Source organism: Chryseobacterium tagetis (assembly GCF_016735585.2).
Classification (GTDB): Bacteria; Bacteroidota; Bacteroidia; order Flavobacteriales; family Weeksellaceae; genus Chryseobacterium; species Chryseobacterium tagetis.
The window spans coordinates 108,855-121,559 of the sequence record NZ_JAERSE020000003.1; the positions used below are offsets into that span (position 1 = coordinate 108,855).

Sequence of the window (12,705 nt, forward strand, 5' to 3'; positions counted from 1 at the left end):
AAGAAAAAATATTCTCATTATTAAGCGTTGCTGTTAAAGGGTGAATTATTTTTTTTAATATAAAATCCTTTCTCTAGGGAAGGTTTTAAGTATTTTTGCATTACTTATTCTCTGGTTTTGAAAATTATCCATCTATATACAAACTCTTTCAAAGGGCTTTCTCAGGAAAGCTGGATGCTTGCGTTGGTAATGCTCATCAACCGGGCTGGTTCTATGGTGCTTCCGTTTTTGGGAGTTTATATGACCGATCATTTGAAATTCAGTATAGAAAATACGGGGATTGTTCTCAGCTTTTTCGGAATAGGATCTGTGATTGGATCATGGTTGGGAGGCTACATCACCGATAAAATTGGAGAATATAAAGTTCAGTATATAAGTCTGCTGTTGAGCGTTCCTTTATTTTGTCTTATTCCTGTCTTTAAAACGGAGATTGGAGTGGCTTCGATCATTTTACTGCAAAGTATTGTAAGTGATGCTTTCCGTCCTGCAAACTCTGTGGCTATTACAAAATATGCGAAACCTGAGAATATTACCAGAGCCTTTTCATTAAACAGAATGGCGGTCAATTTAGGATTTTCAATTGGTCCGGCTTTGGGCGGAATTCTGTCTGCGATTTCATATGAATTCTTGTTTTACTCTAATGCTTTGGCTGCTTTGTCAGCAGGGATTCTCTATATTGTATTTTTCAGAAAGCGTAATAAAATTGCCAGATTAAAAGCAAGAAAAGTAAAAGAAGCGGTGGTCATTAAAAAAGAAAATTCTCCATATCGCGACGGCAGATTCCTGGTGTATTGCTTCTTTTGTATGCTGTTCTCCATTTGCTTCTTTCAGCTGTTCAGTACATTGACGATCTTCTATAAAGATACCGCAAAATTAAGTCAGCAGAATATCGGATATATTTTAGGATACAGTGGTTTTCTGATCGTACTGCTTGAAATGGGATTTGTACAGATTGCCGAAAAGTACTTTAATCTGTCCGTAACAATGTTACTGGGAACTTTTATTTGTGGGTTTTCATACGCCATGATGGCATTTGATTACAGTATCATTACTCTAGTTATTTCCATGACCTTGCTTTGTATCGGAGAAATCTGGACATTGCCTTTTATGTCAACTATTACAGCTTTGAGGTCCGGGCAAAACAATAAAGGAGCTTATATGGGACTGAACGGGATTTCATTTTCGGTAGCTTTTATAGTAACGCCTTATGTAGGAACTTTAATTGCTGAAAAATTCGGATTCAATGCATTATGGATAGGGACGGGAATATTGGCGACAATAATTGCTGTTGCCTTTTATTTTATTGTTCCCTGGTTGATTGGAGATAAAAAAGATATTGAGATTGAAAGCTAATAAAAAAAGAAAGCTACACAATGTAACTTTCTTTTTTCGAATAAATTATAATTTATTTACTATTAATGTATTCAAAAGCTTTTTTGAAATAAACTTCATCGATTTTTTTCTTATCTGATGAATTTTCTATGACAATATTGGGAGCAATTCCTTCGCCAATTTTATCGTATTCTTTTCCGTTTCTGTCTACAATATTTCCAATTGTTAAAACAAGAAAAGAACCATCTGATAATTTATATTCTTGATTTGCAGAGGTTAAACCTTGAGTATTTACGCCAATTAATTTTGCGTTTTGTTGACCAACAAAAGCCGCTGTAATAAATTCCCCCGAACTTCCGGTTACTTTGTTTATTAATACAGCAATAGGTTTGCCTGTTGGTTTAGGTTCTTTTTGTGTAATTTTAAATTGTTGAGTTGCTTTTGAACCTTCATAAAATTTACCATTTTTATAATTAAAATACTCAATTTTTCCTTGGGAATCTTTGGTTCCGACTACGTTTTTATGATCTAAAAATGGAGCAATAGAAGCATACATCGGATAGAGCATTCCTCCGAAATTGTCTCTTAGATCTATAATCCAGCCTTTTGGATTATGTTTTTGCAGCTCGTTTACTTTTGTATAAAAAGTATTGATATATAAATTCCAGTCGTCATTGTTAAACGATCCGATATCGGGCAAACTGATATACGCATATTTATTTTCTAACAGCTCACTTTTAATCACTGGAAATTCCTGTCCTGTAGCCTTATAACCTAAAGTATATTCCTTCACAACTTCCGAAGGATAAAAATTAGAATGAGAATCTTCCAACGAAACAAGAGCATTTTTTAAAATTGGAAATGTTTCTCTGATAGTTTTCGCTTTTGAGGCTTCAGCTAAGGTTTTACTATAAATTTTATCCCAATTTACCTTTGATTTATTTACCGATTTATCTTTCATAATTGTCAGCGCATCAGTTATATAGGTTTTTACGCTATCCGATTGAGCTGAAATAATAGTTGAAGATAAAGTTGTTATCAAAGATAAAATGAGTGAAATTTTTTTCATGGTAATAATCTATGCTTTAAAAATAACAATACTAAACGAAGTATCTGTATATTTTTTTAATGAAAAATTATTTCGAAAGAATATTTTTCACAATCATTTCAGCATGAATTCTTGAATTCTCAATAAACCAAAGATGAGTGTCTTTTCCACCACAAACTACACCGGCAAGATAAAGATTAGAAACGTTCGTTTCCATTGTTTTAGTATTGTAAAACGGATTTAGGCAGTCTCCCTGCAATTCTATTCCGGAATTTTTCAGGAAATCAAAATCGGGAAGGTAACCCGTCATCGCCAGTACAAAATCGTTTTCAACCTCATGAATTTCTCCTTTCTCGTCTTTAAAAATTACGGAACGTTCCTTAACTTCTAACATCTCCGAATTAAAAAAAGCTTTGATGCTTCCTTCTGCAATCCTGTTTTCAATATCTGGCTTTACCCAGTATTTCACACTTTTTGAAATCTCAGAATGGCGCACAATCATCGTAACTTCTGCTCCTTTTCTATACGTTTCTAAAGCGGCATCTACCGCAGAATTGCTCGAACCTATGACCACAATTTTCTGTTGCGCATAAGGATAAGGTTCCGTGTAATAATGTTTAACTTTAGGTAAATGTTCTCCCGGAATGTTCATCAGGTTTGGAATGTCATAAAATCCGGTTGAAATCACTACGTTTTTGGCAAAATATTCTCCTTTAGAAGTGGTCACCGTGAAGATTTCATTTTCTTTGGAAACCTTTTCTACTTTTTCGTATAAGTTGATGTTGAGGTTCCGTTGTCTTGTAATTCCCTGATAATATTCCAGCGCTTCCTGTCTTCCGGGTTTTGGAGCCGTAGAGATGAAAGGGATGTTGGCAATTTCCAGTTTTTCTGCGGTAGAGAAGAATCTCATATATAAAGGATAATTGTATAAAGAATTTACAATGGTTCCTTTTTCTATAATTAAGTAGGTAAGATTATTTTTCTGAGCCTCTAATGCACAATTCAATCCGATGGGGCCGCCTCCGATAATAAGAATATCCAAAATTTCCATGTAGCAAAAGTACAAAAAACATGATGCAAAGCGCCTTCAGCGATATACAAAAAATCGATAGAGGCTATCATCAATCTGTATCTCATTAATTCCGGAAAGCAAATATGGCATTGCTTTTGGTGAATTTTTTAGATCAAACATTAAAAAATATGAAAAAACTATTTGCTTCTCTGCTTATTCTAAGTCTAGTTGCTGCCTGTAAGAAAAATCCCGAGAAATTTATCAACGATAAAACAGATTCTACCGGATATGTAAAAACGGATGCCACAAAGGTGAGTCCGGTGGAAGTGAATAAAGATGAGGCCTTAAAACAGCTTAATGAAGAGATCATTCAGGCTTTAAAAGATAAGAATTATAAGAAATTTTCAGATTTCATCCATCCTGATAAAGGAGTCCGTTTTTCAATGTATGCTTTTGTAAATCCTAAAGAAGATAAGACCTTTTCGAAAACCGAATTTATGAAATATCAGCCGACCAAAACTCTTTTCACATGGGGAACATTGGATGGTTCGGGAGATCTTTACAAAGCCACTATAGATAATTACCTTACAAAATGGGTGTATTCAAAAGATTTTGCGACTGGCCAGGTTGCCCTTAATGAATTCTTAGGGAAGGGTAATTCACTGAACAACCTAAAAGCAATGTATCCCAAAGCAGATTTTACAGAGAATTATATAAAAGGATCAGAAGCCAATGCAGAAATGGACTGGAAAAGCCTTCGTCTGGTTTTTGAAGAGCTTCTGGGGAAATATTATCTGGTTGCGGTAGTGAATGACCAGTGGACCATATAAAATATAATAACGCAAAGATTTAATTCATCTTAATTTCAAGGTAAAGAAAGAAAAGAGGCTGACAAAGCCATATATCAATCGTACTTCAAATAATCAATGAATTGATAGACTCTTCGCTTCCTTAGTTTAGAAATAATCAAAAATAAATCTTTGCGTTAAAAAAATCAGTTTATTCTAAAATTTCAGCTAGTTTCTTGGTGAGGTTTCTTCTGGAGAATTGCTCAATATTCTGCGTATTGTCAGAAAGATTTCCGTTTTTCCAAAGCTCAAACTTCTCTAAAATAAAGCGTTTGATGCTCTCGGAATCGTTATAGCTGAAATGTTTCCCAGACTGGGTTTCTTCCAGTATTTTTGAAACATCGGCATCATCCGGACCAAAAGAAATAATCTGTTTTCCTGTAGCCAGATATTCGAAGATCTTCCCGGGAATAATTCCTTTGGAGGATTCATTAGGAAAATTGGTGATCAGTAAAAGCGAGGATTTCGCCATTTCCTCAATAGCTTTGTCATGAGAAAGGTAACCCAGATTTGAGATGTATTTTTTCAAACCGGAACTCTCAATTTCATGTAAGATTTTATCATCTATTCTTCCTGCAAATTTCAAGCTGAACTTTTCAGCAAAAGATGAAGAGGTTTTAACCAAATCCTCAAGTGCTTTCCAAAGATTGTTCGGGTTCCTTAGTTGTTCTAAAACTCCAATGTAACTCAAAGTGAACTTTTGATCGGTATTTGAGATCTTTTGAGAGGCATCTGTCTCGTCAAAACCGTTGGTGATACAAACTGCATTGGCACCATTCTTTCTGAAGTTTTCGGCATCTGTATAACTGGTGGCCAAGGTAATGTCTGCATTTTTGAAAACTGCACTTTCCAGTTGGCGGTGTTTCTGATCTGAACTTTTGGTAAGCTTTAAATGTTTATAATATGAAATTTCCGTCCACGGATCACGAAAATCGGCGATCCATTTTAAATTGGGAAGTTTCTTTTTTAAGTCTAAACCGATCAGATGTAAAGAGTGGGGCGGACCGGAAGTCACCACAACATCGATCTTATTTTCTTTTAAATACTTTTCAAGGAACTGTATGGATGGCTTTACCCAGAAAACCCGTGCATCAGGTATGAAAAAGTTTCCTCTCACCCAGATCGAAAGTTTTGATTTCCAGCTTTGGTTTTTGCCTACATCAAATTGCCCGGCTTTGAATTTTTTATTGCTTTTATTCAGCTTTTCCGCCAGTTGATAAGGTTCCCATATTTTGGTCTTTACGATTTCAAGATGCTCAGGAACGTCTTTGAGTAAGCTTTCATCCAATAACGGATAGCTGGGATTTTCCGGGGTATAAATGATAGGTTTCCACCCGAAATCGGGCAAATATTTTGCAAATTTCAGCCACCTTTGAACACCAGGACCTCCCGCAGGAGGCCAGTAATAGGTGATGATTAATATTTTTTTGTGTTCCATTACACTTTAAATTCTTTTTGTCATTCTGAATGTAGTGAAACGAAATGAAGAATCTCATTTAATTTCATCATTCAGAAATCTCCAAGTTGGATTAAATTTATTAATTAAATTATCTTTTTTACTTCTAATCCAGCCTTTTATTTGTTTCTCTCTACTTATTGCAAGATCAATCTCTGTGAAATGTTCGAAATAAACTAAAAAGAAACATTTATATTTAAAAGTAAAGCTTCTTTTATCTGTTGCTTCTGGGTTTTGATGCCAGTATAATCTTTTTTCTAAATCATTAGTTACTCCAGTATATAAAACTGTTTTGATCTTATTTGTCAATATGTAGACATAATAATTGTGAGTTCCTAAAGTTTTCATTGTTGTGTTTTTTTCATAGTGTTAATTTGAATTCTTGATGTAAAGAGATTCTTCACTACGCTTTGCTTTGTTCAGAATGACATTACGTACTTTAAGCTTTTTCAGGTGTGATTTCCTTCTTCTTTTTATTCATCATGAAGATTCCAAGTCCGCTTAATATGATGAAAAGACCGAAACAAAGAAGAGAGATCCATTTTCCTTTTTCAATAACTTCCGGTTCAAAGATCATTCTTATGCTATGGTTTCCTGCAGGAACGTGAACGGCACGAAGAAGATAATCTGCCTTGATGTAAGGAACCTCTTTTTCGTCTACGAACATTTTCCATCCGTGAGGATAATAGATTTCAGAGAATACGGCTAATTGAGGGGTTCTTGATTTGGATTTGAACTCAAGTTCATTTGGCTGATATCCCGTTAAGCTGATCGTTGCAGTAGAGTCTGCCTGAACAGGTTTGTTGCTGAAATATTCTTTGTCGGTGGCAGCAATAACTGCTGTTTTCTTATTATCAATAATCCCGATAGATTTGATTTCCTCGTTAGGAGTATTTACAAATTTTAGATCACTTACAAACCATGCATTTCCGTTTGCTGTCGGGTTCGGAGCTGCCTGAGGTTGTTCAGGTCTTCCCACTACCCAATATTTTGCATTTAAAAGGTTCAGGATATTCGGAACTTTTACAGAATCCATGACCTGGAAGTATTCGTTGATGACATCATCATATCTTCTCAGCTTTACGGCATGATAACCACCGATTGAAGATTTGAAGTATGAAGTGTTTGTTTCGCTGAATGTTCCTAAAATGTTGTTAAAAATTCTGTAATGCGTTTTGTCTTTTTCAGCAATCGTTTCTAATGTTCTATTGACGTTTACATTTGCAATAATAGATTCCAGATTAGGATTTTCCTGCACTTTCTCCTCCAAAAGTTCCGAACTTTCTGTCTGGAAAGGGTTTTCAGCAAAGATCTTGTCTACATAGTTATCATCGTTTAAATAACGCTTGTTAACCGTCCAAAGATCAAATAAGCTTACCGCTCCGATCACGACTAAAACGATATTCTGATTCAGTTTTTTCTTTAAGCTTAAAAATAAAAGAATAACAGTGATGGCTACATAAATAAATGCTTTAATGGCATCTATTCTGAACAGTTTAAATCTTTCATCTGTCAGATAATCCAACAGAAAAGGAGGCAAATAAGCCTGTTCGTTATCTGTATGGAATCCTAGTAAAGATTTACCGAAGACAAGAAGAATTAAGATCAATCCTAATGTTCCTCCGCCTACGTAAGTCAGAATTTTCTGTTTGTATTCTTCCGTAAGTTTTTCATCTGTAAAGAATTTATACAATCCGATAATTGCCATTAATGGGAATAGCAATTCAACCACCACCAAAATAGATGACGGAGCTCTGAATTTATTATAAAATGGTACAAAGTCTATAAAGAAGTCTGAAAGTGCCATAAAGTTGCTTCCCCAAGCTAAAAAGATGGTAAGGATTGAAGCACCTAAGATCCAGTAACGGTATTTTTTAGAAGCAAAGAAGAATCCTAAAACTGCTAAGAAACAAACGATGGCTCCCTGATAAGCCGGGCCTGAAGTTCCGGGCTGATCTCCCCAATAGGTAAGGCTTCCGAATCCTTGGGAAATTCTGTCATATTCGGTCTGAGATTTTACATTCTGCTGAACCAGTTCCTGGATTTTTGCCATCATTTCTTTTCCTTCCGGCTCCTGACTTCCGCCTCCCATCAATCTTGGAATGAAAAGGTTTAAGGTTTCCAGTTTTCCGTAGCTCCACATCAACATACTTTCTTTATCCATTCCTGAATTTCCTCCGGTATGGCTGTCGTTGGTTAAGATCTGTTTCCCACGCACGGTTTCTTTGATGTATTCGGAGTTAGCCATGATTCTCTGGGAATTCATTCCTACACCGATTAAACATGATGCTGCAATGATCCCTGAAGAGATCAGGAAATGTTTTACCTCTGTTTTCTTTTGGATCACTCTTACAATTTCAGAAATAAATAAGAAACCTAAGGCTATAAACAGATAATAGGTCATTTGTGGGTGGTTCGCTGCAATCTGAAGCCCCATGAAAAGGGTGGTGACAATGAATCCCCAAATGTATTGCTTCCGGATATAAACAAGCAAGATCCCTGCTAAAAGTGGTGCGAAATATTCAATGGTATTAATTTTACCATTGTGGCCTGCTGCAATAGCAATATAAAAATAGGTGGAAAGTCCGAAGAATGTGGCGCCCAGAAGAGCATATTTCCAGTTTCTGACTACTACCATTCCTAAAAGGAAAAATCCTGAAAAAAGTAAGAAAATATAATTGACGGGTCTCGGAAGAATATTCAGGTAGCTGTCAACTTTCTTAATAATATCACCATTAAATCTACTTCCCATTTGGTAAGTAGGCATTCCTCCAAACATGGAGTCGCTCCAATAGGTTTCGTTTCCTGTATCTGCTCTGTAGTCCAAAAGCTCTTTTGCACCTCCTCTGTACTGTACAATGTCATGCTGGAAAAGCTGTTTTCCCGTAAAAACAGGAGTGGAATATAAAAATGCTAAAACTATAAATACAACTAATGAAATTGCAATATAAATTAAGTTTTTATTTTTCGCCATATTGATGGTTATTATCTTTTATTTTTCGGAATTATTACCTTTTGTCTTTGCTCTCTTTTACTTCTTCAAAATCTACGGTTTCTGCATCCCATTTAAGATTCTGTTTTCCTTTGTTTGAACTATGAATGTCCTGCTGTTTGTTGTTTGAGCCATTATTGTTGTTGAATCTGTAACTGTAAAAAGTTTTAAAGAAAATTCTTTTCAGAATGTTCCAGACAAAGAAAATAATAATAGCAGAGAGTATTAACTCAAGAATGTACTTCATAATTTTTGATTTTTGTTCAAAGTTTGAAATAAGTTCTTCTCAAACTCTTTTTTCTTATTTACCGGAAGGATTTACCATTACAGAAGAGGTTGAAATACTTTTCATAGACTGAGACTGTTTTCCGTCTGAAATGGTTTCAATCTGTGATGTTTTCACATTGATGTTCTGGTTGGTAATCCATCCTGTATTTTGGTCAAACTTAATGGTTCCGTTCTGAACAAGCTCGCTGCTCATGCTGTGTGTGATAGCACCTTGAGCCTGTTTTTCTGTCTTTTTAGGAATTCCTCCTGAGATAGAAACTTCTACGATACCATTTCCTGCACTTTTTAAGGTGTAGTTAGAGGTTACTTTTATTTTCCCATTAGGATCTGCGTTTTCGCTATTTACCCATTTTTCACCTATTTTCACTCCTTTTTTAGGAATAAGGGTAAGGTTTTTAGAAAGCTGGTCTTTTAATATTTTTTCATTGAAGCTTTCCTTCAAATTGGCTGTTACACCTGCTTTCTGAGTCGGATCTTTTACAATAGCACCTACTGCATTCGCTACTTTTGTGTAGATAGGCTCAAAACCTGTAATGGAAATTACATTTCCCTGAGTATCCATTTTCACGTTTAGTTTATTGCTGGTAAGCGCTTTATTAACGATCCAAAGCATTTTAAGATCTTCCTCTTTAGGTTCCGGAAGCTTAGTGTCTACCACCAGTGTTTTTCCCTGAGCTGACTGAGAATTTCTTTTAGCGACAAGATTTAAGGTCATATCATATACATTTCCTTTGATATCGTTCACTACAAAATTCATTTCATCGGTAGATTCGCTGGTTGCGGTGATTGACTTTCCTTGAGGGTCGGTCATCGTCTTTACATCTCTCTGGTAAGTGGTAAGCGGATATGTCTTCCCTTTTTCCAGTTTAAAAGACTGCCTGAAGATTCCCAAAGAATCTTTGATAGCTGGGTTGGCTTCTACTTTTACAATAGAATCGGCAGGAACTTCTACCGTCACTGTTTTTCCTGTCTTAGGATCTACTTTTGTGATTTTTGCTGTTTCTTTTTTATTACAAGAAACCAATGCTATTGTTGATACTAGCGCAAGCGCCGCAATATTTTTCATTTGAATTTTTTTAATTTTATTTTTTACTACTATTTCTTACTATACTGTCTGCAATATTCTGCAGTTTTCCTTGAGATTCGCCATCAGATTCGTTGGTAAGGACCACTACACCCATGTTTTTTGAAGGGTAGATCTGGAGCACACTCGAAAAACCAAACGTTCCGCCTGTATGAAAAATGGTTTTGGTACCATCATCATATGAATGAATTCGCCAGTATAATCCTATCTGATCGCCTTCATTTTTTGCAGCAGGTGTGTGAGAGGCTTTTACATATTGATCGTTTTCACGAAGATGATACTGCATATATTTTACGAGGTCTTCCGTTGTTGAAAGAATTCCTCCAGCTGGTGCCATGATTGTTGTAATATTTCGAGGCATTACCTTTCCTTTTTCATTATAGCAAGTCAAAAGTTTTGTAGAATCTGTACTAATTATGGTATGATTCATTTTCAAAGGCTGGGTAATGTATTCCGAAAGTAGACTTTCATAGCTCTTGTGATATACTTTTTCCAGAATATCGCCTGCGATCTGCGTTCCTACATTAGAATATCTATAATCTGTTCCGGGAACAAAAGCCATTTTTGCCTGATGAAGATCTTTATAAAACTTCTTTTTAGAATAGTTTTTATAAAAATCAGCTAATATGAAAGCTACAGAATCCATCGGCTTCTTAAAAGTTTCTGACTGATCCGGTAAAAACTGGGGCAATCCCGAAGAATGATTCGCAAGATTGGCAACTGTTATCGGATGCTTTTCAAACTCAAGATTGGGATAATTTCCGTTTAAATACTTTCGGATATCATCATTCAGCTTAATTTTACCATCCACTAAAGCATGTGCTAAAAGTGTTCCTGTAAATGTTTTGGTGATCGATGCAATCTCATAAACACTTTTGGAAGTCGGAAGTTCTGATTTTCCTAATTCCGTTGTTCCGTAATTGTAAAAATAACTTTTACCATCTTTAAAAATTCCTATTGAAATCCCAACACGAGCGGGATCCTGCATATAAGCAGAAGCCTCTTTTTGAACTAACTGATCGAGTTCAGTAGCAAGAGGGTTGTCTGTAGGAATTTTTTTGTTTTGTGCATGACATGCAGCAAATGCAAAGCACAGAGGTAAAAGCAATAGGGTTTTCATATATTATGGATTGGGGATTGCAGTCATTTTCTGCCTTACCGCTTCATATAAAATCGCTCCGCATGCTACAGAAACATTCAGTGATTGAGTTTTTCCTTCAATCGGTAATTTTATTTTGTCATCTGCATGATGAAGTACTTCTTTAGAAATTCCTGTTTCCTCATTTCCCATTACAATAGCACAAGGTTCTTTGAAATCTACGTCGTAGATCAGTTTCTGTGCCTTTTCACTTGCCGCAAATACGGAAATTCCACTCTGTTGAAGGAAATCTACAACGTGTGCTAAATTCGGTTCTTTACAGATTTTTACATTATAAAGTGCTCCTGCCGAAGTCTTTATTGCATCTGAATTGATGGGTGCAGCTCCTTTTTCAGGAATAATAACAGCATCAACTCCCACACATTCAGCAGTTCTGCAAATGGCACCAAAATTTCTTACATCCGTCAGTCGATCCAAAATCAATAAAAACGGAGTTTTTCCTTCTTCAAATAATTGAGGAACAATATCTTCAATTTTATGGAACGGAACATCCGAAATAAAAGCAACAACACCTTGGTGATTTTTTCTTGTAAATCTGTTCAGTTTTTCAACCGGAACATAATTGGGACGGATTTTATTTTTCGCTAAAATTGTTTTTAATTCTGCATAAATATCTCCCTGCAATGCATTTTGCACGAAAACTTTATCAATCGTTTTTCCCGCTTCTATAGCTTCAATTACGGGACGAAGCCCGAAAATAAAATCGTCTTTTTTATCTGTCATCTTATTATTTTAAATATTGAATTGTTAAATGTAAATAGTACTTTGAAAATCAATTTTTAAGTTGAAAAAACTCATACTCGATTATTGACTTATACAGCAAAATTCACTTTTAATCTATCTTCCTTTTTCTCCTAAAATTGCCCTTTTTTGTGATAAAATATACCCATAATGTATACTTTCATGCATGTTATTGAAAATAATGGCATCCTGAATGCTTTTCAGATCCATCCCGAAACTTGTCGTGTAAGGTGTGTAATCTGCAAAGAAATCGCTGTCATAATCCTTCATTAAAATCTTTGAAGTTTCTACTAATAAAAACTCCAGATCTTCAACTTCAGATTTTTGAACATCAAAGTTGGGTAAAGTTCCTTTTTTATAGGTTTCAACCCAATATTTATCGATTCTGAAAGGGTTTCCGCTTAGGTAATAATGCAAAAGCTGCTGGGTAGCAACGGTGTGCGCAATATTCCAGTATATATTGTTGTTGAAACCGTCAGGAATCAGCAAAAGATCTTCATGAGAAGTGTTTTGCAGGATCTCTAAAAGGTTTTTTCTTACTTGTCTGTGAGCTTGAAAATGATAATTCATTTTGCAAAAATTTTAATCACCAAAAATAGTTTAATAAACTGGAAATGACAATTTTTGAACGGTGGATTGAAGCAAAATTTATATATTTTTATGAAAAATAATAATAATCGTATTGAGTTTTAAGGTTTCAACTATTTTGGATCTCGCATCGGTGCCGGAATTTTTAACAAACTTT

At 35.3% G+C, this 12,705-nt stretch carries 12 protein-coding genes; 2 read left to right on the plus strand and 10 right to left on the minus strand.

Annotation, left to right across the window (positions count from 1 at the left end; genetic code table 11):
- Positions 1-174: 174 nt before the first annotated feature.
- Positions 175-1,353 carry an MFS transporter gene (locus JI747_RS10455; RefSeq protein ID WP_394371148.1) on the plus strand — a complete coding sequence of 393 codons (1,179 nt, stop codon included), beginning with the start codon at positions 175-177 and terminating at the stop codon, positions 1,351-1,353.
- A gap of 52 nt (positions 1,354-1,405) precedes the next feature.
- On the opposite strand, the gene JI747_RS10460 is transcribed toward JI747_RS10455, so the two are convergent.
- Both JI747_RS10460 and JI747_RS10465 read right to left on the minus strand, forming a co-directional pair.
- A complete protein-coding gene (locus JI747_RS10460) occupies positions 1,406-2,401 on the minus strand; it encodes a S41 family peptidase (protein WP_225688423.1) in 996 nt (331 codons plus the stop codon).
- 67 nt (positions 2,402-2,468) lie between these two features.
- Positions 2,469-3,431 (minus strand): YpdA family putative bacillithiol disulfide reductase, encoded by a 963-nt coding sequence (locus tag JI747_RS10465; protein WP_225688424.1) that lies wholly within the window; start codon positions 3,429-3,431, stop codon positions 2,469-2,471.
- Positions 3,432-3,580: 149 nt separating this feature from the next.
- Here JI747_RS10465 and JI747_RS10470 point away from each other — a divergent pair, with 149 nt between their 5' ends.
- On the plus strand, positions 3,581-4,222 hold the full coding sequence (locus JI747_RS10470) for a hypothetical protein (protein WP_225688425.1): 642 nt from the start codon (positions 3,581-3,583) through the stop codon (positions 4,220-4,222).
- 169 nt (positions 4,223-4,391) lie between these two features.
- Here the strand turns inward: JI747_RS10470 and JI747_RS10475 are convergent, their stop codons facing one another.
- The 8 genes from JI747_RS10475 to JI747_RS10510 all read right to left on the minus strand — a co-directional run bounded on the left by JI747_RS10475 (position 4,392) and on the right by JI747_RS10510 (position 12,530).
- Positions 4,392-5,678: a glycosyltransferase family protein gene (locus JI747_RS10475; RefSeq protein WP_225688426.1), complete on the minus strand. Its 1,287-nt coding sequence runs from the start codon at positions 5,676-5,678 to the stop codon at positions 4,392-4,394.
- A 54-nt stretch (positions 5,679-5,732) separates the two neighbouring features.
- A complete protein-coding gene (locus JI747_RS10480; RefSeq protein ID WP_225688427.1) occupies positions 5,733-6,044 on the minus strand; it encodes a GIY-YIG nuclease family protein in 312 nt (103 codons plus the stop codon).
- A 91-nt stretch (positions 6,045-6,135) separates the two neighbouring features.
- Positions 6,136-8,670 (minus strand): hypothetical protein, encoded by a 2,535-nt coding sequence (locus JI747_RS10485; protein ID WP_225688429.1) that lies wholly within the window; start codon positions 8,668-8,670, stop codon positions 6,136-6,138.
- A gap of 34 nt (positions 8,671-8,704) precedes the next feature.
- Positions 8,705-8,935 (minus strand): hypothetical protein, encoded by a 231-nt coding sequence (locus tag JI747_RS10490; protein WP_225688431.1) that lies wholly within the window; start codon positions 8,933-8,935, stop codon positions 8,705-8,707.
- Between the two features lie 54 nt (positions 8,936-8,989).
- Entirely contained in the window at positions 8,990-10,042 is a 1,053-nt protein-coding gene (locus JI747_RS10495) for a DUF6263 family protein (RefSeq protein WP_225688433.1), read from the minus strand.
- A 16-nt stretch (positions 10,043-10,058) separates the two neighbouring features.
- A complete protein-coding gene (locus tag JI747_RS10500) occupies positions 10,059-11,180 on the minus strand; it encodes a serine hydrolase domain-containing protein (protein WP_225688435.1) in 1,122 nt (373 codons plus the stop codon).
- 3 nt (positions 11,181-11,183) lie between these two features.
- Positions 11,184-11,942 carry a 23S rRNA (guanosine(2251)-2'-O)-methyltransferase RlmB gene (gene rlmB, locus JI747_RS10505; protein WP_225688437.1) on the minus strand — a complete coding sequence of 253 codons (759 nt, stop codon included), beginning with the start codon at positions 11,940-11,942 and terminating at the stop codon, positions 11,184-11,186.
- Positions 11,943-12,056: 114 nt separating this feature from the next.
- Positions 12,057-12,530, minus strand: coding sequence for a DinB family protein (locus tag JI747_RS10510; RefSeq protein ID WP_225688439.1), 474 nt, complete (start codon positions 12,528-12,530; stop codon positions 12,057-12,059).
- Positions 12,531-12,705 lie beyond the last annotated feature (175 nt).